The organism is Nocardia sp. NPDC057353 (assembly GCF_042667085.1).
Taxonomy (GTDB): Bacteria; Actinomycetota; Actinomycetes; order Mycobacteriales; family Mycobacteriaceae; genus Nocardia.
The window spans coordinates 106,844-130,842 of sequence record NZ_JBHVAK010000003.1 but is presented as its reverse complement, the minus strand read 5'-3'; the positions used below and the strand labels follow the sequence as shown (position 1 = coordinate 130,842).

The following is a 23,999-nucleotide window of genomic DNA, read 5'->3' as shown; positions in this document are numbered from 1 at the left end:
ACCGTGGCTGTGGTCCGCAACACCCTTGTGCCCGGATTGTCCGGGCCACCCCGACGACTTCTGGACATTTGCCCAGGTTTTTTGGATGAAAAAGTTCCGTTTTTTTCAGACAGCACATAGTGTCCAATGCGCGGACCGAATCCGTGTGAGGTAGGCAACAGGTCGCGGTGACGACACCCGTGACGCGATGGTGAGGAGTCAGGACAGCTGAACCGGCCCCGGCGGGCGGACACCGCCGGGGTGGTGGCCACCGGGAGGCGGCCACCGATTCGTTCACATTCGAGGATCCGCGCGAGCCCCTTCGGTAGCTCGCGCAATCAATACCCCGCGGCAGCGCAGGTTTCTTTGTGCTGCCCGAAAACCGTTGCTCGACAGCGGAATCGGTAGCTAGGAGGCTCTGGTGCACGGTACGGAGACGGGTGGGGCCAGCGTGCGGAACGACGGCGGAACCCGACCCACCGAACCCTTCGCGCTCGCCCCCGCGCAGCTCGGTGTCTGGTACGCCCAGCTGCTGGAGCCCGAGGTCCCGATCAACGTCGCCCAGTACGTCGACGTCGAGGGCGAGCTCGACCCCGAGCTGCTGCAGGAGGTCTCCAGGGTCGCGGCCGCGGAGTACGGGTCGGTGCTGGTCCGGGTCGGCGAGCGGGACGGGGTGCCGCTGCAGTTCGTCGACCCCGAGCTCACCGTCGACATCCCCGCCGTCGACCTGCGCGGCCACGCCGACCCGGTGGCCGCCGCGCACGCCTGGATGCGGGCGGACGCCGGGCGCCCGGTCGACCTGCTCCGCGACCGGCTCTTCGCGGGTGCCGCGCTGCGGGTCGGCGAGCGGCGCTGGTTCTGGTACCTGCGGGCCCATCACATCGTGCTCGACGGATTCGGCGCGCTCACCAACACCACCAGGGTCGCCGCGCTGTACACCGCGCGGGTGGCGGGCACCGAGCCGGAGCCGGTGCGCCCGGGGACGCTGCCCGAGCTCACCGACGGCGAGCTGCGCTACCGGGAGACCAGCCGCTTCGCCACCGACCGCGAGCACTGGGCCGCGCGGGTGGCCGGGCTCGACGAGGCGACCAGCCTGGCCGGGCGCACCGCGCCGCGATCGGCGGGCAACCTCGTCGCGGGCGCCGCGCTGTCGGAGCCGCTGACCGAGCGGCTGACCGCGCTCGCCGCCGCTCACGATGCGACCCTCGCCGTCGTGCTGCTCGCCGGTTTCGCCTGCTACCTGGGCAGACTCACCGACCGCGAGCAGGCGGTGCTGAGCCTGCCGGTGACCGCGCGGACCACCGCGGTGATGCGGCGCTCGGCGGGGATGCTCTCCAATATCGTCCCGCTGCGGCTGCGGGTGGACGGCACTTGGGGCGAGTTGCTGCGCGACACCAGGGTCGAGGTCGCGGGGGCGCTGCGGCACCAGCGCTACCGGCACGAGGACATCCGCCGGGACGCCGAGCGCGAGGGTGCGCCCGCGCGCCGGGCGCTCTTCGGGCCACTGGCCAACATCATGCTCTTCGGCACCGACCTGACGCTCGGCTCGACCACCGGGCGCTATCACGTGATCTCCACCGGGCCGGTGGAGGACCTGAGCCTGAACGTCTACTACGGCGACCGGGACCGGGTGCACATCGACTTCGAGGCGAACCCGAACCTCTACACGCCGGAGGAGGTGGCGCGGCACCACGCGCGGTTCGCCGGGTTCCTGGAGCGGCTGGCCGCGGTGGCGCCGGAGACGCCGCTGGGCGGGGTGCCGGTCAGCACCGAGCTGGAGCGCGAGGCGACCACCAGGAGCTGGAACGAGACCGCGTGGCCGGTGCCCGCCGCCACGCTGCCGGAGCTGTTCCTGGCGCAGGCCGCGCGCACCCCCGATGCCGTCGCGGTGCGGTCGGGCGACGGGGTGCTCAGCTACCGGGAGCTGGCCGAGCGCAGTGCGCGGCTGGGTCGGGCGCTGGTCGCCCGAGGCGCCGGGCCGGAGACCGTCGTGGCGGTGCACCTGCGGCGCTCGCTCGACCTGGTGGTGGCGCTGTACGGAATTCACGCCGCGGGCGTGGCGTACCTGCCGCTCGACCCGGACCACCCGGTCGACCGGACCGCGCACATCCTGCGCACCGCCGCCCCCGCCTGCGTGCTCGTCGCAGACGAGACCCCCCTGCCCGCAGCCGCACTCCTCGCGGGCGCGCTGCCCGCGGCCGTAGTCGCCGCGGGCGCACCGCCTGCGGGCGGCGCATCGGGCTCCGCTGCCGCGGGGGCACCCCCGGTGCTGGATATCGCGGCGGCGATCGCGACCGCGCCGGATGCGGTGGCGCTGCCTGCCGCGCGACCGGAGAACCCGGCGTATGTGCTGTTCACCTCCGGCTCCACCGGCCTCCCGAAGGGAGTGGCGGTATCGCACGCGGCGATCGTGAACCGGCTGGTGTGGATGCAGGAGCAGTACCGGCTCACCGCCGACGACGTGGTGCTGCAGAAGACCCCGGCCACCTTCGACGTGTCGGTGTGGGAGTTCTTCTGGCCGCTGCAGATCGGCGCCACCCTGGTCCTGGCCGACCCGGAGGGGCACCGCGACCCGGCGCACCTGCACGCGGTGATCGCCGCGCACGGCGTCACGGTCGCGCACTTCGTCCCCGCCATGCTGGAGGCCTTCCTCGCGCACCCCGACTTCCCGGCGCGCACCCCCCTGCGGCAGGTCTTCGCCTCCGGCGAGGCGCTGCCCGCCGCCACCGCGCAGCGGCTCCGGCAGCGGACCGGCGCCCGGCTGCACAACCTCTACGGTCCAACGGAGGCGGCGGTCGACGTCACCTTCCACGAGGTGACCGACTGTGACTCCCGTTCGGTACCGATCGGTGCACCGGTCTTCAACACCCGGCTGCACGTGCTCGATTCGAGGCTGCGGCCGGTACCGATCGGGGCTCCGGGCGAGCTGTATCTGTCGGGGGTACAGCTCGCCCGCGGGTACATCGCGAATCCGGGGCTGACCGCGGGCCGGTTCGTGGCCGACCCGTTCGGCGGGCCGGACGCCTGCGCCGCGCCGGGCGGGCGGCTCTACCGCACCGGCGACCTGGTGCGCTGGACCGCGACCGGCGAGCTGGAGTACCTGGGCCGCACCGACTTCCAGGTCAAGCTGCGCGGGCTGCGGATCGAGCTCGGCGAGATCGAGGCGGTGCTGGAGGCGCTGCCCGCGGTGGGCCGCGCGGTCGTGCTCGTGCGCGCCGACGGCGGGGCGGGCGAGCAGCTGGTGGCCTACGCGGTGCCCGCGGGGGCGGCGCCGGTGGAGCCGGGGCAACTCCGCGCGGCGGCGCTCGCGGCGCTGCCGTCGTACATGGTCCCGGCCGCTTTCGTGGTCCTCGACGCGCTCCCGGTGAACGCGTCGGGCAAACTGGATCGGTCGGCGCTCCCCGCGCCGGTCCGCACCGCGCCGGTGCACTCCGCGCCCGTCGGCCCGATCGAGGAGATCGTGGCCGGGGTCTTCGCGGAGGTGCTCGGGCTGCAGCGGGCCGGGCGGGACGACGACTTCTTCACCCTCGGCGGGAACAGCCTCGCGGCCACCAAGGTGGCCGCCAGGCTCGCCGCCGACCTGGACTGCCCGCTCGGCGTCCGCGACCTGTTCACCGCCACAACGGTGCGCGACCTCGCGGAGCTCGTCGAGCGGGCGGGCGGATCCGGCGGCGCGTCCGGTGTCGCGCAGCTGCGGGCGCGGCAACGGCCGCCGCTGGTTCCGTTGTCCCCCGCGCAGCGGCGCATCTGGTTCCTGAACCGGTTCGAGCGCGGCGGCGCGGGGTACAACATGCCCTTCGTGCTGCGGCTCACCGGCGCGGTCGAGCCGGATGCGCTGCGCGCCGCGGTCACCGCCCTGGTCACCAGGCACGAGGTGCTGCGCACCGTCTTCCCGGTGAGCGAGGAGCCGTCGCCCGCCCACCAGCGGGTGCTGGCACCGGAGCCGGTGCTCGGCGCGCCGGTGCCGGTGGCCGCCGCCGAACTGGACGGCAGGCTCGCCGCCGCGGCCGCCGCCGGGTTCGACCTGACCCGCGAGATCCCGTTCCGCGCGACGCTCTTCACCGTCGACGACGGCTCGTTCGCGCTGCTGGTGGTGCTGCACCACATCGCCGCCGACGGCCTGTCGCTGCGGGTGCTCGCCCGCGACCTGGCCGCCAACTACAGCGCGCTGCTGACCGGCACCGAGCCAGCGCTGCCGCCGCTCGCCGTGCAGTACGCCGACTACAGCCTCTGGCAGCACGAGCTGGACCGCGCCGGGCAGCTGGCCTACTGGACCGACCGGCTCGCCGGGCTGCCCGACTCGCTCGCGCTGCCCACCGACCGGCCGCGCCCCGCCATCGCCTCCGGCCGCGGCGCCACGCACCGGCTTCCGGTCCCCGCCGGGCTGGCCGCCGCCATCGGCGAGTTCGCGGCGGCGCACGGGGTCTCGACCTTCATGGTGTGGCACGCGGCGCTGGCCGTGCTGCTCGCCCGGTTCGCGGGCGCCGACGACATCGCGATCGGCACCCCGGTCGCCGGGCGCGGCCACCGGGCGCTGGACGACCTGGTCGGGATGTTCGTGAACACCCTGGTCCTGCGCACCCGGGTCGACCCGGCGACCGGCTTCGCCGCGCTGCTGCGCACGGTCAGGGAGACCGACCTGGCCGCCTTCGGCCACGCCGACGTGCCGTTCGAGCAGCTCGTCGAGGTCATGGAGCCGCCGCGGTCGCAGGCGCGGCACCCGCTCTTCCAGGTGCTGCTCGCCTTCGACAACGCGACGGCAATCACACTGGAACTGCCCGGCGCGCAGGTGCGCGCCAGTACCCTGGACACCGGAGTCACCAAATTCGACCTCCAGCTCACGATCTCGGAGAGCCGGAGGGAGCGCCCGGTCGGTGCCGAGCTCGGGGAAGGTTCGGCACCGGCCGAGGTAGCGGCCGAATTCTCGTACGCGACGGAGCTTTTCGACCGCGAGACGATCGAGTCGCTGGCCGGGGCGCTGGTCGTGCTGCTGCGCGCGGTGCTCGCCGATCCCGCCACCCCCGTCGGCGACCTGCCGGTGCTGGACGCCGCGGGCCGAGCCAGGGTCGCCGCGCTCGGCGCCGCCCCCGCGCTCGCCGCCCCGGCCACCGTGCTGGAGCCGCTCGCCGCGCAGGCGCTCGCGAGCCCCGGTGCCTCCGCCGTCACCGACGGCGCGCGCACCCTGAGCTACGCGGACTTCGCGGCCGAGACGGCCCGGCTGGCCCGCGCGCTGATCGCCGCCGGGGTCGGGCCGGAGACCAGGGTGGTGCTCGGCATGCGCCGCTCGCTGGAGTTCGTGCTCGGCGCGCACGCGGTGCTCGCCGCGGGCGGCGCCTACGTCCCGGTCGACCCGGACCAGCCCGCCGCCCGGCTCGCGGCCGTCCTCGCCGACGCCGCCCCGGTGTGCGTGCTGACCAGGGGCGAGGACGGCTGGGCGGTCCCCGGCGCGCTGCCGGTGCTCACCGTGGACGACCCCGCGCACGCCGCCTTCACCGACTCGCCGGTGACCGACGCCGACCGGCTGCGGCCGCTGCGGCCCGAGCACGCCGCGTACCTCATCTTCACCTCCGGCTCGACCGGGCGGCCCAAGGGCGTCACGGTGACCCACGCCGGGCTGGCCGCGCAGATCGTCTGGATCGGCGCCGAGTACGGGCTCGGCGCCGACGACGCCGTGCTCTTCAAGACCCCGGCCACCTTCGACGTCTCGGTGTGGGAGCTCTTCGCGCCGCTGACCAGGGGTGCGCGCGTGGTGGTCGCGGCGCACGACGGGCACCGGGACGCCGGGTACCTGGCCGCGGTCATCGCCGAGCACGGCATCACCGCGACGTCGTTCGTTCCCTCCATGCTCACCGCCTTCGCCGAGGCGGCCCCGGCCGGGTCGCTCGGCTCGCTGCGGCTGGTGCTGGTCGCGGGCGAGGCCATGACCGGGGCGGCGGCCGCCGCGTTCGCCGCGGTGAGCAGCGCCGCGCTGCACAACCTGTACGGCCCCACCGAGTTCACCGTGCACGCCACCTTCGCGCCGGTGCTGCCCGCCGCGGCCGGGCCGGTGCCGATCGGGCGGCCCGTGCCGGGCAGCACCGCGCTGGTGCTGGACGGACGGCTGCGCCCGGTGCCGGACAACGTGATCGGCGAGCTGTACCTCGCCGGTGCGCAGCTGGCCCGCGGCTACCACGGCCGGGCCGCGCTCACCGCGGAGCGGTTCGTCGCGGGGGCGGGCGGCGCTCGGCTCTACCGCACCGGTGACCTGGTGCGCCGCAACCGCTCCGGTGAGCTGGAGTACCTGGGCCGCGCCGACTTCCAGGTGAAGCTGCGCGGGCAGCGGCTGGAGCTGGGCGAGGTCGAGGCGGCGCTGGCCGCGCAGCCCGAGGTGCGCGCGGCGGCCGCCGGGGTCTACGCGCACGCCGCCGGTGAGCTGCTGGTCGCCTGGGTGGTGCCCGCGGTGCCCGACCCCGCCGCGGTGCTGGAGCAGCGGCTGCGCGAGCTGCTGCCCTCGTACATGGTGCCCGGCGCCTTCGTGCTGCTGGACGCGCTGCCGCTCTCGGCCGCGGGCAAGCTGGACCGGCGCGCGCTGCCGGAGCCGGAGCTCACCGTCGCCGCCTTCCGCGCCCCGGAGACCGCGGTCGAGCGCACGGTCGCCGCGGTCTTCGGCGAGGTGCTCGGGCTGCGGCGGGTCGGGCTGGACGACGACCTCTTCGCGCTCGGCGGCAACTCCCTGGTCGCCACCAGGATCGCCGCCAGGCTGGCAGACCGGCTCGGGCTCGACGTCCCGGTCCGCGCGCTCTTCGACCTGCCGACGGTCGGCGCGCTGGCCCGCGGGCTGGCCGAGCGCGGCGCGGTCCGGCGGCTGCCCGCCCCGGTCGCCGTGGCCCGGCCGGAGCCGCTGCCGCTCTCCTACGCGCAGCAGCGGCTGTGGTTCCTGGACCGGTTCGACAGCGGGTCGGCGGCGAACACCCTGGTCGCCGCCTTCCAGGTGGACGGCGAGCTGGACGAGGCGGCGTTGCGCGCGGCCGTCGGCGACCTGCTGGCCAGGCACGAGGCGCTGCGCACCCGCTACCCGGCGGTGGACGGGGTCGGTAGCCAGCAGATCCTGCCGCCGGACCCGGCCCGGGTGCCGGTGGCGGTGGAGCAGGTGGAGGCGGGCGCGGTGCGGCGCCGGGTGCGCGCACTGGCCGCGGAGCCGTTCGACCTGGACCGTGCGGCCCCGGTGCGCTTCACCGTGCTGCGGAGCTGCGCCGAGCGGTCGGTGCTGGTCGTCGCGGTGCACCACATCGCGGCGGACGGCTGGTCCATCGCGCCGCTCACCAGGGACCTGCTGCAGGCCTACGCCGCCAGGTGCGCGGGCGCCGAGCCTGCGTTCGCGCCGCTGCCGCTGCAGTACGCCGACTTCACGGTCTGGCAGCACACCGTGCTCGGCAGCGCCGATGACCCGGAGTCGCCGCTCGCCGAGCAGCTCCGGTTCTGGCGCGGCGAGCTCGCCGGGCTGCCGGACGAGCTCGGGCTGCGCACCGACCGGCCGCGGCCCGCGGTCGCCTCCGGCCGCGGCGCGCGGCACGCCTTCACCGTGGACGCGGCGACCGCCCGCGCGCTCCGCGAGGCCGCCGCGGCCACCGGGACCACGCTCTTCATGGCGCTGCAGGCGACCTTCGCCGCGCTGCTCGCCCGGCTCACCGGCGGCACCGACATCGCGCTCGGCACCCCGGTGGCCGGGCGCGGCGACGCGGCCCTGGACGAGGTGGTCGGCATGTTCGTGAACACCGTGGTGCTGCGCACCGCGGTGGACCCGGCGGCGGGCTTCACCGCCCTGCTCGCCGCGGTCCGCGACCGCGACCTGCGCGCCTTCGCGCACGCCGACCTGCCGTTCGAGCGGCTGGTCGAGGCGCTGAGCCCGGAGCGCTCGACCGCGCGGCACCCGCTCTTCCAGGTCATGCTCGACCTGCGCCAGGAGCCGCCCGCCCTGCCCGCGCTGCCCGGGCTCGCGCTGGAGCAGCTCGAGATCGACACCGCCACGGCCAAATTCGACCTGCAGCTGACGGTCACCGAGCGGGCGGACGGCCCGCTGCCCGCCGTGCTCGAGTACGCCACCGACCTGTTCGACGGGGGCACCGTCGCCGCGCTCGCGGCGCGCTGGCTGCTGCTGCTGCGCGGACTGGTCGCCGAGCCGGAGCGGGCGGTGGGTGAGCTGCCGCTGATGGACCCCGCCGAGGCCGAGCGGGTGCTGCGCACCTGGAACGACACCGATTTCCCGGTGGATCCGGCGGCCACACTGGTCTCGATGTTCGAGGCGCAGGTGGCGGCGGCGCCGGAGGCTCCCGCGGTCACCGTCGAGGGCGAGACGCTGAGCTACGCGGAGTTCGCGGGGCGGGTGCGCCGGGTGGCGCGGGCGCTGGCCGCGCGCGGGGTCGGGCCGGAGGCCGTCGTCGCGGTCGGGTTGCCGCGCGGGCTGGACCTGGTGGTCGCGCTGTACGCGGTGCTCGCGGCGGGGGGTGCGTACCTGCCGCTGGATCCGGAGCACCCGGCCGAGCGGATCGCCGATGTGCTGGCGACGGCGCGGCCGGTGTGCGTGCTCACCGGGGACGGTGGGTTGTCCGGTGCGCTCGACCCGGATTCCCCGGTGCTCGACCTGCGCTCGCTGGATCTCGCGGCGTACTCGGACGAGCCGTTGGCCGGTACCGGGTTGCGGCCCGCGAACACGGCGTACGTCATCTTCACCTCCGGTTCGACCGGGCGGCCGAAGGGCGTCGCGGTGTCGCACGCGGCGATCGTGAATCGTCTGGTGTGGATGCAGGAGGAGTACGGGCTGGACCGCTTCGACGTGGTCCTGCAGAAGACGCCCGCGACCTTCGATGTGTCGGTGTGGGAATTCTTCTGGCCGTTGCAGACCGGTGCCCGGCTGGTGGTCGCGAAGCCGGATGGGCATCGCGACCCCGCGTACCTGGCCGAGGTGATCGTCGCGGAGCAGGTGACGACGGTGCACTTCGTGCCGTCCATGCTCGCCGCCTTCGTGGCGGAGGAGCGGCTCGGGGACTTCTCCGATCTGCGCAATGTGTTCTCCTCCGGGGAGGCGCTGCCCGCGCCGGTGGCGCGGCGGCTGCTCGGCTCGACCAGCGCCTGGCTGCACAACCTGTACGGGCCGACCGAGGCCGCGGTGGACGTGACGTACCACGAGGTCACCGAGGCGGACGCGGCCGCCGTTCCGATCGGGGCGCCGGTCTTCAACACCCGGGTGTACGTGCTGGATTCGCGGCTGCGGCCGGTGCCGGTCGGGGTGTCGGGGGAGCTGTACCTGGCGGGGGCGCAGTTGGCTCGGGGGTACGTCGGACGGGGGGAGCTGACGGCGGAGCGGTTCGTCGCCGACCCGTTCGGCGGTGCGGGGGAGCGGATGTACCGCACCGGCGACCTGGCTGCGTGGCGCGGGGACGGGAAGCTGGAATACCTGGGGCGCAGTGACTTCCAGGTGAAGGTGCGGGGGCAGCGGGTCGAGCTCGGGGAGATCGAGGCGGTGCTGCGCGCGGATGCCGCGGTGGCGCAGGCGGCCGTGCTGCTGCGCGGGGAGCACCTGGTGGGTTACGTGGTGCCCGCGCGGTCGGCGCACCTCGACCCCGCGGTGGTGCGGGCCGGGCTCGCCGAGCGGTTGCCCGCCGGGCTGGTGCCCGCCGCGGTCGTCGTGCTCGACGAGTTGCCGGTGAACGGGTCAGGGAAGTTGGATCGGCGGGCGCTGCCCGATCCGGAGTTCGCCGCCGCGGCGGGGTACCGGGCGCCGCGCGGGGATGCCGAGGAGGCGGCAGCGGCCGCTTTCGCCGAGGTGCTCGGGATCGCGCGGGTCGGAGCGGACGACGACTTCTTCGCGCTCGGCGGGAACTCGCTGAGCGCGACCAGGGTGGTCGCCCGGCTCGGTGCGGCGCTGGACGCGACGCTGCCGGTGCGGGTGCTCTTCGAGGCGCCCACCGTGGCGGGGGTCGCCGCTCGCGCCGAGCGGCACCGAGGGGAGGGGGCGCGGCCCCCGGTCGTGCGGGTCGCGCGGCCGGAGCGAATTCCGCTGACCGCGGCGCAGCGGCGGATGTGGTTCGTGAACCGGTATCTCGACGGGGACGACACGCTCAACACGGTTCCGCTCGCGCTGCACCTGTGGGGTGCGCTCGATCTCGCCGCCCTGGAGGCGGCGCTCGGGGACGTGATCGAGCGGCACGAGGTCCTGCGGACCGTCTACCCGGACGGGCCGGACGGGCCCGAGCAGCGGGTACTGCCCGCCGCGGACGCACAGCTCGCCTTGCGGACAATCCTCGCGGATGGCGCGGATGGCGCGGATGGCGCGGATGGCGCGGATGGCGCGGATGGCTCGGATGGCGCGGAGCAGCGTGCGCTGCCTGCGGTGGGCGAACGGGCTGCGTTGTGGCCTGGTCCGGGAGTCCCGGTCGACGACATGCTCGGTGCGCTCGTGGCCGAGACCTCCTTCGACCTCACCACCGATCTGCCGGTGCGGGCGGCGCTCGTCACCGCCGGTCCGGACGAGCACGTCCTGCTGGTGGTCGTGCACCACATCGCCTGCGACGGCTTCTCGCTGGCCCCGCTCGCCGCCGACCTGACCGCCGCCTACGCGGCGCGGGCGGCGGGGCGGGCGCCGGAGCTCACCCCGCTCCCGGTGCAGCACGCCGATTACGCGCTCTGGCAGGAGGCGCAGCGCACGCACCCGGAGACCGAGCGGCAGCTGACCTACTGGCAGCAGCGGCTGGCCGCGCTACCCGAGCAGCTCGAGCTCCCGACCGACCGGCGCCGCCCGGCCACCGCCTCGCACCGGGGCGCAGCGCACCACCTCTACATCGACTCCGACCTGCACGGCGAGCTCGGCGAGCTGGCCCGCAAGCGGGAGAGCACGCTCTTCGGCACCGTGCACGCCGCGCTGGCGGTGCTGCTGGCCCGGCTCTCCGGGAGCGCCGACATCGCGATCGGCACCCCGGTGGCGGGGCGCGGCGACGCCGCGCTCGACCCCATGGTCGGCATGTTCGTGAACACCCTGGTCCTGCGCAGCACCGTCGACCCGCGCGACCGCTTCGAAACCGTGCTCGACGCCGTCCGCACCGCCGACCTCGACGACCTCTCCCACCCGGACGCCGCCTTCGAGGAGCTGGTCGAGCGGCTGGCCCCGGCCCGCACCGCGGACCGGCACCCGCTCTTCCAGGTGGCGCTGAGCTTCCAGAACTTCACCCCGCCTGCGCTCGAACTGCCGGGGCTCACCGTCGCGCCGCACCCGGTCCCGTCCGCCGTGGCCAAGTTCGACCTGCAGTTCACCGTGGTCGAGGCGTATGACGCGGAGGGCCGCGCGGGCGGCATGGAGATCGAGATCGGGTACGCCACCGACCTCTTCGACGCGGGTACGGTGCAGGTGCTCGGCAGGCGGCTCGCGCAGGTGCTGGCCGCGGTCGCGGCGGACCCGACCGTCGTGGTCGGCGACATCCAGCTGCTCAGCGCCGAGGAGCAGGAGCTCGCGCTGCGCGCGTGGGCCGTCTCGGCGCCGGTCGCCGCGGTGAGCGCCGATACGCTCGTCTCCCGGTTCGCGGCCGCGGCCACGGACGCCGACGCGGTGGCCGTCCGGCACGGTTCGACGAGCGTGAGCTTCGGCGAGCTGTCGACCAGGGCGCGGCACCTCGCCCGGCAATTGATCGCCGCGGGGGCCGGGCCGGAGACGCTGGTCGCGGTCGCGCTCCCGCGCTCCGCGGAGCTGGTCGTCGCGCTGCTCGCCGTGCTCGAGGCCGGGGCAGGCTACCTGCCCGTCGACCCCGGGTACCCGGCCGACCGGATCGCCTACGTCCTGGCGGACGCCGCCCCCACCTGCGCCGTCACCGCGCCGGAGGCCGGCCTCCCCGCGGACTGGTTCGACGGGCCGGTCCTCGACACCACCGGCGCGCTGCTCTCCGGTACCGCCGCCGAGATGTCTGCGCGCCCGGGCCCCGTCACCGGTACCGCCGCCGAGAACTCCGCGCCGACGGGCCCGGTCACCGATGCGGAGCGGCGGACGCCGCTGCGGCCGGAGCACCCGGCCTACGTGATCTACACCTCGGGCTCGACCGGGCGGCCGAAGGGAGTGGTGGTCCCGCACCGCGCGGTGCTGCGGCTGCTCGACAACACGCGGGAGCTCTTCGACTTCGGGCCGTCCGACGTGTGGACGATGTTCCACTCGTACGCCTTCGACTTCTCGGTCTGGGAGCTCTGGGGTGCGCTGCTGCACGGCGGCCGGGTCGTGGTCGTCGACCATTTCGTGGCGCGTTCGCCGGAGCAGTTCCTGGAGCTGCTGCGCGCCGAGGGCGTCACCGTGCTGAACCAGACCCCGTCCGCCTTCTACCAGCTGGTCGCCGCCGACCTGGCGGCGCCCGCCGCGGCGAACGCGCTGCGCGCGGTGATCTTCGGCGGGGAGGCGCTGGAGCCGTCCCGGCTGCGCGCGTGGCAGCGGCGGTACCCGGAGCGGCCCGCGCTGGTGAACATGTACGGCATCACCGAGACGACGGTGCACGTCACGCACCGGGTGCTGGAGCCGGGGGCGGGCGGCGCGATCGGCGGCGCCGTGCCAGGGCTCACCGTGCGGCTGCTGGACGAGCGGCTGCGGCCGGTGCCCGCCGGGGTGCCCGGCGAGATCTACGTGTCCGGGCTGCAGCTCTCCCGCGGGTACCTGAACCGGGCCGCGCTCACCGCGAGCCGGTTCGTCGCCGACCCGTACGCGGGTGACGGGAGCCGCGCCTACCGCTCCGGTGACCTGGCGCGCTGGACCGCCACCGGTGATCTGGAGTACCTCGGGCGGGCGGATCAGCAGGTCAACCTGCGGGGGTTCCGGATCGAACTCGGGGAGATCGAGGCGCAGTTGCTGCGCGCCCCCGGCGTGCGCGAGGCGGCCGTCGTCGTCCGCCACGACCTGGCGGACGAAGCCGCGATCGTCGGCTACGTCGTGCCGGAGGTACCGCTGGACCTGACCGCGCTGCGGCAGGGGCTGGCGTCGGTGCTGCCGGAGCACATGGTTCCGGCGGCGCTGGTGGAGGTCGAGCGGATTCCGTTGACGGTCAACGGGAAGCTGGATCGGGCGGCGCTGCCCGCGCCGGTCTTCGAGGCGGCCGGGTATCGGGCGCCGAGCGGGCCCGCGGAGGAGATCGTCGCCGCGGTGTACGCCGAGGTGCTCGGGGTGCGGCGGGCGGGCGCCGACGACGACTTCTTCGCGCTCGGCGGCAGCTCGCTGCTGGCCGCCAAGGCGGCGGCGCGGATCGGGGCCGCGCTGGACCGCGGGGTCGGGGTGCGCGCGCTCTTCGAGGCGCCGCGCGTCGCCGACCTGGCACGGGCGGTCATGGCCGGTGCCGAGGAGCGCCGCCCCGCGCTCGCCGCGGGCGAGCGCCCGGAGCGGCTTCCGCTCTCCCCGGCCCAGCAGCGCATGTGGTTCCTGAACCGCTTCGGCACCGCCGCTGCCGCCTACAACATCCCGTTCGCGCTCCGGCTCACCGGCGAGCTCGACACCGAAGCGCTGGCCGCCGCGGTCACCGACGTGCTCACCAGGCACGAGGCGCTGCGCACCCGCTACCCGACGGTCGACGGGGAGCCGGTGCAGGACATCCGCCCGGTGGGGGAGGTGATCGGTGCATCTCTGCACCCGGTGCGGACTGCGCCCGACGAGGTACCCGACCGGATCGCCGCCCTCGCCGCCACCGCCTTCGACGTCACCGCCGAGGTGCCGGTCCGGCTCGACCTGCTCCGGCTCGGCGAGCGCGAGCACGTGCTCGCCGCGGTCCTGCACCACATCGCCGCCGACGGCTCCTCCCTGGTGCCCTTCGCCCGCGACCTCATGACCGCATACGCCGCGCGGACCGCGGGCACCGCACCGGCCTTCGCCCCGCTCCCGGTGCAGTACGCCGACTACGCCCTGTGGCAGCACGCCCTGCTCGGCGCCGACACCGACCCGGACTCGCTCGCCGCCGAACAGCTCGCCTACTGGACCGAAGCGCTGGCCGGGCTGCCGGACCAGCTCGCCCTGCCCACCGACCACCCGCGCCCGCCCCGGCAGAGCCTGCGCGGCGGCCGGGTCGCCGTCGAGCTGGACGCCGGAGCGCACGCGGCGCTGGTCGCGCTCGGCCGCGGCCGCGGCGCCACCCTGTTCATGGTGGTGCACGCCGCCTTCGCCGCGCTGCTGGCCCGGCTCTCCGGCACCGTCGACATCGCCGTCGGCACGCCGATCGCGGGCCGCGGCGCCGCCGAGCTCGACGACGTCATCGGCATGTTCGTCAATACCCTCGTGCTGCGCACCGAGGTGCGCGGCGCGGAGAGCTTCAGCGCGCTGCTCGACCGCGCCAGGCGCGCCGACGTGGCCGCGCTGAGCCATGCCGACGTGCCGTTCGAGCGGCTGGTCGAGGTGCTGAACCCGGCCCGCTCCACGGCGCGGCACCCGCTCTTCCAGGTCGGGTACTCGTTCCAGAACCACGAGCGGGGCGCGCTCGAGCTGCCCGGGCTCGCCGTCGAGCCGATCGAGTTCGACGACGGGGTGGCGCAATTCGACCTGCACCTCTTCGTCCTCGACCGGTACGACGCCGACGGCACCCCCGCCGGCCTGGAAGTGGCGCTCGGCTACGCCGCCGACCTCTTCGAACCGGACACCGCCCGCACCATCGCCGACCGCCTGGTGCGCGTGCTGCACCGGGTCGCCGCCGACCCCGCGCTCCCCGTCGGCGACCTGGAGCTGCTCGCCGACGCCGAGCGCGCAGCCCTGCTCGCCCCGACCCCCGCGACCCCGCTGGCCCCGGCCACCCTGGACGACCTCTTCGCCGCCCAGGTGGCCCGCACCCCCGACGCCCGCGCCCTGGTGGACGCCGCCACCGGCACCACCCTGCGCTACCGCGAACTCGACGCCAGGGTGAACCACCTGGCCAGGATCCTGCTGGCCCACGGCGTCGGCCCGGAGGACACGGTCGCCCTCGCCATGCGCCGCTCGCTCGAGCTGGTCATCGCCATGTACGCGGTTGCCCGCGCAGGCGGCGCCTACGTCCCCATCGACCCCGACCACCCCGCCGACCGCATCGCCCACATCCTCACCACCGCCGACCCGGTCTGCGTCCTCACCGCCACCGACACCCCCGCGCTCCCGACCACCCGCCCGGTCCTCGTAGTGAACGCCACCGTCCCAGGCACCGGCGCCCTGCCGGATCCCGCCGCGGTAGCGGCCGACCGGCCTGCCGCCGGAACCGGCACCGCACCGATCACGGACGCGGACCGCCGCATCCCGCTCCGCCCGGAGCACCCCGCCTACGTCATCTTCACCTCCGGCTCCACCGGAGTCCCGAAGGGCGTCACGGTCCCGCACGCCGCGATCGTCAACCAACTGCGCTGGCTCGCAGCGCACTTCGCACTGGGCCCCGGCGACACGACCCTGCTGAAAACCCCGGCGGGCTTCGACCTCTCGGTCTGGGAATTCTGGGCCCACCTCACCACCGGCGGCACCCTGGTCGTCACCGAACCGGGCACGGACCGGAACCCCGAACAGCTCCGCGCCCTCGCCGAGACCCACGACGTCACCACCCTGTACGCCGTCCCCTCGCTGCTCGGCATGCTCCTCGTCACCGGCCTCCCCCGAACCCTGCGCCGCGTACTCGCCATCGGCGAACCCCTCCCCGCCCCCACCGCGTCCGCACTCCGCCGGACGGCCCCCGACACCGCCCTCTTCAACCTGTACGGCCCCACCGAGGCTGCCGTCTCCATCACCGCCCACGAGGTCACCGCACCCCCGGCCCACACCGTTCCCATCGGAGAACCGTGCTGGAACAGCGGAATCCGTATCCTCGACACCCGACTGCACCCGGTGCCGACTGGCGTCCCCGGCGAGCTGTACCTCACCGGCGCCCAGCTGGCCCGCGGCTACCAGCGCAACCCCGCCGTCACCGCGGACCGCTTCGTCGCCGACCCGTACACCGCGGGCACCCGCATGTACCGCACCGGCGACATCGTCCGCCGCCTGCACGACGGCACCCTCGAGTACCTGGAGCGCGCCGACTTCCAGGTGCAGATCGGCGGCTTCCGCATCGAACTCGGCGAGGTCGAGGCCGCCCTGCTCCGCCACCCGGCCGTCGAGGCCGCGGTCGCGGTCGCCCGTTCGGGCGCGGGCGGCTCCCGGCTCGTCGCCTACCTGGCGACCCGGGACGACCGCCCCGACCTCGCCGCCGAGATCCGCGCCGCCCTGCGCGCGGAACTCCCCGCGTACATGGTCCCCGCGACCATCGTGGCCCTCCCGACCCTCCCGCTGAACGCCAACGGCAAGGTCGACCGCGCCCGCCTCCCGGAACCGGAGTTCACCGAGCCCGCCGGCCGCGCCCCCACCGGGATCGCCGAACACCTCGTCGCCACCGCCTTCGCGGAGGTGACCGGCGCCCCCGAGGTCACCGCGGACACCGACTTCTTCGCACTCGGCGGCACCTCCCTGCTCGCCACCCGCCTGGCCGCCCGGCTCGGCGCGGCACTGCGCGCCCAGGTACCGGTGGCCGCGGTCTTCGAGGCCCCGACCGTCGCCGCGCTCGCCGCGCGGCTCCCGGAGTTCGGCACCCCCCGCCCACCCCTGACTCCGCGCGCGGCGACCGGTCCGACCCCGCTGGCCCCCGCCCAGCACCGCATGTGGGTGCTGAACCGCCTCACCGCCGCCTCGGACGCCTACAACATCCCGCTCGCCCTCCGCCTCACCGGCGACCTCGACCTCCCCGCGCTCACCGCCGCGCTCGCCGCCGTCGTCCGCAGGCACGAACCGCTGCGCACCCGCTACCCCGACACCGCGGACGGCCCGATCCAGGAGGTCCTGCCCGCTCAGGAGCCGGAGCCGCTGCCGGTCCTGGCCGTCACCGACTACGCCGGAGCCGTGGCGGATTTCGTCCGCTCGGGCTTCGACGTCACGGCGGCGCCGCCGGTCCGCGCCACCCTGCTCCGCGCGGGCGAGCGGGACTGGGTCCTGGTGGTGGTGCTGCACCACATCGCCGCCGACGGCTACTCCGCAGTCCCGCTCGCCACCGACCTGGTCCGCGCCTACACCGCCGCCGCGGCGGGCCGCGACCCCGAGCTGCCCACCCCGGCCATCACCTTCGCCGACTACACCGCCTGGCAGCACACCCTGCTCGACACCGTCGCCGCCGAGCAGCTCGCCTGGTGGGCGGGCGAACTCGCGGGCACCCCCGAGGTGCTGGCGCTGCCCACCGACCGCCCGCGCCCGGCGCGCCGGGACGGCAGGGGCGCCACCGTCACCGCAGGTCTGGATCCGCGGCGCACCGCGGAGCTGCGGCGCGTCGCGGCCGAGCGGCGCGGGACGCTCTTCACCGTGCTGCACACCGCGCTCGCGGTGCTGCTCGGCAAGCTCACCGGGAGCGGCGACCTCACCATCGGCACCCCGGTGGCGGGCCGCGGGGCGGGTGAGCTGGACGAGCTGGTCGGCATGTTCGTCAACACGGTGGTGCTGCGCAGCGAGCTGGACCCGCGCGGCACCGTCGGCGAGCTGCTCGCCACGGTCCGCCGCCGCGAGCTGGCCGCCTTCGCGCACGCCGACCTCCCGTTCGACCGGGTGGTGGACGGGCTCGGGCGCACCCGCTCGGCGGCCTACGGTCCGCTCTTCCAGGTCATGCTCACCGTGCAGGACAACCCGCCCGGCCCGGTCGCGCTGCCCGGGCTCACCGTCGAGCCGCTCGACCTCGACCTCGGCGACGCCAAGGCCGACCTGCACCTCACCGTCCTGGAGCAGCCCGACGGTGGGCTGGAGCTGCGCTTCGGCTACGCCACGGACCTGTTCGACGAGTCGACCATCCACGCCGTGGCGGAGCGTTTCGCCCTGGTCTGCGCGGCCATCGCCGCCGACCCGGACACCACCGTCCGCGCGATCGATGTCCGCACCGAGGCCGAACGGACCCCCCGCCCGGCCGGATCCGCCACCCGGCAGGGACCGCGAGGCGCTGCGCAGGTCGCGTCCGCCGCGCCCGGCGCCCAGGCCGCGTACACCCTGGCCGACCTGCCCGGCCTGGTCGCCCGTGCGGCCGAAACAGCGCCGGAGGCCACCGCTTTCGCGCACGGCGAGCACGCGGTGAGCTACGCCGCGCTGCACGCCAAGCTGACCGCGGTCGGCAAGGCCATGGGCACCGTCGCCAAACCCGAGGCGCTGGTGAACGTCGCCCTGGCCGGCCTGGTCCCCGGCCTGCTGGCCGCGCTCGGCACCCGCCTCCCCGCCGCACTGCAGACCCTGCTGGCCGATGCCGCCGCCCAGGTTTCCGATTCGGAAGGAACTCGCCGATGACCCACGTCGATTCGGTCCCGACCACAGCGCGCACGGCGGGGGAGCGCGGGTACGGCATCGACGACCTGCCCGGGCTGATCGACGCGGTGGCCGCGGCGCAGCCGGAGCGGCCCGCGCTGCGGCACGGCGCAGGCGCGGTGAGCTACGCCGAGCTGGCGGCGGAGCTGGCGGAGCTGACCGCGGTCATGGGCGACGGGCTCGGCCCGGACACGCTCATCTCGGTGGTGGTCTCGGGCAGGCTGCCGGAGCTGCTGGACGGCGACGGCGCGCTCGGCGCGGTGCTCACCGCGCTGCTGGACGACGCAGTGCTGGTCGCCGGTGCGGCGCTGCCCGCCGCCTGCGCGCCGGTGGAGACGCTGGTCACCGAGTTCGCCGCGCAGGTCGAGCGGGTACCGGACGCGGTCGCGGTCGAGTTCGGCACCGAGGTGCTCACCTACGCCGAGTTCGACGCCAGGGTGCGGCGGCTGGCCGGGCACCTGATCGGGCTCGGGGTCGGCCCGGAGACGCTGGTCGGGCTGGCCGTGCGGCGCTCGGTCGAGCTGCTGGTCGGCGCCTATGCCATCCTGCGCGCGGGCGGCGCCTACGTCCCCATCGACCCGGATCACCCCGCCGACCGCATCGCCGACATCCTCGACACCGCCCGCCCCCTCCTGGTCCTCACCACCACCGCCATCGACCTGGACCTCGCCGTCCCCACTCTCGCCATCGACGAATGGGAACGCACCGCTCCCACCGCCACCGCCGACCCCGACGTGCACCGCGCCTCCGGGGACAACACCGCGTACGTCATCTTCACCTCCGGCTCCACCGGCCGCCCGAAGGGCGTCGCCGTCACGCACCGCGCGATCCTCGCGAACCTCCGCTGGCGCCAGCGCGTCTACCGCATGGAGTCCGACGACGCCGTCGTGCAGAAGACCCCCTTCACCTTCGACGTCTCGGTCTGGGAGCTCTTCTGGCCGCTGCAGGTCGGCGCCCGCCTGGTGATCGCCGCCCCGGACGGCCACCGCGACCCCGCCTACCTGGCCCGGCTGATCCGCGACGCCAACATCACCGTCGCGCACTTCGTCCCGTCCATGCTGGCGGTCTTCGTGGCCGAGCCGGAGGTGGAGCGGGCGGCCGAGCCGCTGCGCCTGGTCTTCGCCTCCGGCGAGGCGCTGCCCGCCGCCACCGCGGCCGCCTTCCGCCGGATCAGCGGCGCCACCCTGCACAACCTGTACGGCCCCACCGAGGCCGCGGTCGACGTGACCGCGCACGAGGTGACCGCGGAGGACACCGCGAGCGTGCCGATCGGCGGCCCCGCCGACGACACCGAGCTGCTGGTCCTCGACGACGCCATGCGCCCGGTCCCGGACGGCGTGGTCGGCGAGCTCTACCTGGCGGGCGTGCAGCTGGCCCGCGGCTACGTCGGCAGGCCCGGCATCACCGCGGAGCGCTTCGTGGCCGCGCCGGAGGGCCCGGCGGGCGAGCGCATGTACCGCACCGGCGACCTGGTGCGCAGGCTCCCGGCGCTGCCCGGCGCCCACGCCGAGCTGGAGTACCTGGGCCGCACCGACTTCCAGGTCAAGCTGCGCGGGCTGCGGATCGAGCTGGGCGAGGTGGAGGCGGCGCTGCTGGCGCACGAGCGGGTCGCCCAGGCCGCCGTGCTGCTGCACCGGCACAGCACCGGCGACCACCTCGTCGGCTACGTGGTCCCGCACCAGGGCCGGACCCTGGAGACCGCCGCGGTGCTCGCGGTGGCGCGGGACCGGCTGCCGGAGTACATGGTGCCGAGCGTCCTGGTCGCGCTGGACGCCATGCCGGTGAACGCCAACGGCAAACTGGACCGCCGCGCCCTGCCCGAACCCGAGTTCGGCAGCGCGGACACCGAATACCGCGCCCCGGAGAACGAGGCCGAGGCCGTGGTGGCGCAGATCTTCGCCGAGCTGCTCGGCCGCGACCAGGTCGGCGCCGACGACGACTTCTTCGCGCTCGGCGGCAACTCGCTCATCGCGACCAGGGCCATCGCCAGGATCGGCGCCGAGCTGGGCCGCTCGCTCGACATGCGCGACTTCTTCGACCGCCCCACCCCGGCCGCGCTCGCCGCGCTCGCGGGCAGCACGAGCGCGCCGCGCCCGGCGCTGACCGCAGGCGCCCGCCCGCACCGGATCCCGCTCTCCCCGGCGCAGCGGCGCATGTGGTTCCTGAACCGCCTCGGCGTGGAGCGCTCCGGCCCGGACGACATCGACACCGCAGCGGTGGACAACATCCCGGTGGCGCTGCGCATGCGCGGCAGGCTGGACGTCCCCGCACTGGCCGCCGCCATCACCGACCTGGTCGCCAGGCACGAGGTGCTGCGCACCGTCTACCCGCAGACCGAGGCGGGGCCGGTGCAGGTGGTGCGCCCGGTGCACCCGGCCTTCGACCTCACCCCGGCCGAGGTGGCAGCGGACGACCTGGTCGAGGTGGTCGCGGCCATGGCCGGGCAGGGCTTCGACGTGGCCGAGGAGATCCCGGTCCGGGTGCGGCTGCTGCGCAGCGGGCCGGACGACCACACCCTGGTGCTCGTGGTGCACCACATCGCCGCGGACGGTGTCTCCATGGGCCCGCTCATGCGCGACCTGGTGAGCGCCTACCGGGACCGTCGCAACGGCCTCGCCCCGCAGCGCCCGCCGCTGGCGGTGCAGTACGCCGACTACGCGCTGTGGCAGCAGCGGCTGCTCGGCGACGAGACCGACCCGGACTCCGCCGCAACCCGCCAGCTCGCCTTCTGGCGCGCCGAGCTGGACGAGGTCCCCGCCGAACTCACGCTGCCCGCGGACCGCAAGCGCCCCGCGGTCGCCTCCTACCGCGGCGCCACCCACGAGTTCGCCGTGGACGCGGAGCTGCGCGCGGGGATCGAGGCGGTGGCCGCCGCGCACCGCGCGACCCCGTTCATGGTGGTGCACGCCGCGCTGGCCACCCTGCTGGCCCGGCTCTCCGGCGGCACCGACATCACCGTCGGCACGCCGGTGGCGGGCCGCGGCGAGCGGGTGCTGGACGACCTCGTCGGCATGTTCGTCAACACCATGGTGCTGCGCACCGCCGTCGACCCGGCGGCGCCCTTCAGCGCGCTGCTCGCGCACACCAGGGAGCGCGACCTGCGCGCCCTGGCGCACGCCGACATCCCCTTCGAGCGGCTGGTCGAGGTGCTGAACCCGGCCCGCTCGCAGGCGCGGCACCCGCTCTTCCAGGTGGCGCTCTTCATGCAGAACCTGGGCCCGATCTCGCCCGCCATGCCGGACCTGGCGACCGAGCTGGTCGACTTCGACCCCGGCTTCGCCAAGTTCGACCTGCAGCTCACGCTCTCCGACGCGGACGGCGGCTACCGCGCCGAGTTCACCTACGCCACCGACCTCTTCGACGAGCCGACGGTGGCGGAGTTCGCGGTGCAGTTCCGCCGCGTGCTGCACGCGGTGGTCGGCGACCCGGCCACCGTGGTCGGTGACATCCCGGTCACCGACCCCACCGAGCTGGCCGTGCTGACCGACGCCTGGAACACGACCGCGCACCCGGTGCGCGAACACCTCATGCACGCGGGATTCGAGCGGCAGGTGCTCGCGGCTCCAGAGGCGATCGCGCTGGTCAACGAGGCGGGCACGCTCACCTACCGGCAGCTCGACGAGCGGGTGAACCGCTTCGCGCGGTTGCTCGCCGAGCGCGGCGCCTGCCCGGAGCAGCTGGTCGTGCTCGCGCTGCCCCGCGGCGTCGACCTCGTGGCGGGGATGCTCGCGGTGCTGCGCACCGGAGCCGCCTTCGTTCCGGTCGACCCGTCGCACCCGGCCGAGCGGATCGGGCACATCCTGGACACCGCGCGCCCGGCCGTCCTGGTCGCCGCCGCCGAGTTCGCCGTCCCGGTGGACCCGGCCGTCCGCGTCCTGCTGCTGGACCGGGTGCGCTGGGCCGCGCTCTCCCCGGCGCCGCTGCCCGCGCCCGCGCTGCGCCCGGAGCACCCCGCCTACGTCATGTTCACCTCCGGCTCCACCGGCCGCCCCAAGGGCGTCATGGTGCCGCACGGCGCGGTGGCGAACCAGATCGCCTGGATGGCCGCCGAGTACGGCTTCACCGCCGACGACGTCTACCTGCAGAAGACCGCCTCGACCTTCGACGTCTCGATCTGGGGCTACTTTGTCCCGCTCGCCACCGGCGGCCGGATCGTGCTCGCCGCCGACGGCGGGCAGCGCGATGCTCGCTACATCGCCGAGCTGGTGCGCGCGCACGGCGTCACGCGCACCGATTTCGTCCCCTCCATGCTGGCCGTCTTCGCCCAGCACGCCAGGGCGGACGAGATGGCCACGCTGCGCGACGTCTTCGTGATCGGCGAGGCGCTGCCGCCGGAGACGGTCGCCAGGGTGACCTGGGCGCGGGTGCACAACATCTACGGCCCCACCGAGGCCGCGGTCTCGATCACCGCCCAGGTGGCGACCCCCGAGGACACCGCGATCGGCCGCCCGGAGTGGAACTCGCAGGTCTACGTGCTGGATTCGCGGCTGCGGCCGGTGCCGGTCGGGGTGCGCGGCGAGCTGTACCTGGGCGGGGTCCAGCTGGCCCGCGGCTACGTCGGCCGCCCCGACCTGAGCGCGGACCGCTTCGTGGCGAACCCCTTCGGCGACGGCACCCGGCTGTACCGCACCGGCGACCTGGTCTCCTGGCGCAAGGACGGCGCCCTGGTCTACGCCGGGCGCGCCGACTTCCAGGTGAAGTTCCGCGGCCAGCGCATCGAGCTCGGCGAGATCGAGACCGCGCTGCTCGCGGTGCCCGGGGTGACCCAGGCCGTCGTGCTCGTGCTCGACGGCAAGCACCTGGCCGGGTACGTGACCGGCGCCGTCGACGGCCCCGCGGTGCGCGAGGCGGTCGCCGCCGCGCTGCCCGCCTACATGGTCCCGGCCGCGGTCACCGCGCTCCCGGAGTTCCCGCTGAACCCGTCCGGCAAGCTGGACCGGAGGGCGCTGCCCGCGCCGGAGTTCGGCACCGCCGAGTTCCGGGCGCCGGAGACCGGCACCCAGACCCTGGTCGCCCAGGTCTTCGCCGAGGTGCTGCGGCTGGACCGGGCCGGGTTGGACGACGACTTCTTCGCGCTCGGCGGCAGCTCGCTCGATGCCACCAGGGTGACCGCGCGGCTCGGCGAGGCGCTCGAGCTCAGGGTGCCGGTGCGCACCCTGTTCGAGACCTCCGCGGTCGCCGGGCTGGCCGCCGCGCTGGACCGGCTGCTCGACGCCGAGGCGGTGCCAGCGCCGCTCGCGAAAAGGGAACGCCCGCCGACCGTTCCGCTCTCCCCGGCGCAGCGCAGGCTCTGGTTCCTGAACCGGATCGAGGTGCAGGACGGCGCGGACAGCGTCTACAACCTGCCGGTCGTGCTCCGGCTGCGCGGCGCGCTCGACGTGGAGGCGCTGGACCGGGCCGTGCTCGACGTGCTGATCCGGCACGAATCGCTGCGCACCGTCTTCCCGGACGACGGCGCGGGCCCGCACCAGTTCATCGTGCCCACCACGGAGATCGGGCTCGGGCTCGCCCCGGTCCCGGTCCCCGCCGACGGCGTCACCGAGGCGGTGACCTCGGTGGTTGCCGCGGTCTTCGACGTGGCCACCGAGCTGCCGGTGCGGGTGGTGCTGCTCGGGGTCGCGCCCGATCACCACGTGCTGGTGCTCGCGGTGCACCACATCGCCGCCGACGCGCTCTCCATGCCGCCGCTCGTCACCGATCTGGTCCGCGCCTACCGGGCGCG

The 23,999-nt window shown here is 75.2% G+C and carries 2 protein-coding genes (1 of these 2 cut by a window edge); both read left to right on the top strand.

From position 1 onward, the window contains the following. The first annotated feature begins 400 nt into the window (after window positions 1-400). Window positions 401-18,259, top strand: coding sequence for a non-ribosomal peptide synthase/polyketide synthase (locus tag ACFUUZ_RS02365; protein ID WP_378691669.1), 17,859 nt, complete (start codon window positions 401-403; stop codon window positions 18,257-18,259). Next, window positions 18,256-23,999, top strand: the start of a protein-coding gene (locus ACFUUZ_RS02360; RefSeq protein ID WP_378691666.1) for a non-ribosomal peptide synthase/polyketide synthase. Its footprint extends 19,783 nt past the window's final position; 5,744 of the gene's 25,527 nt are visible here — the first part of the coding sequence; its start codon is at window positions 18,256-18,258; its stop codon lies beyond the right edge, outside the window. Before ACFUUZ_RS02365 ends, ACFUUZ_RS02360 begins: the two co-directional genes overlap by 4 nt.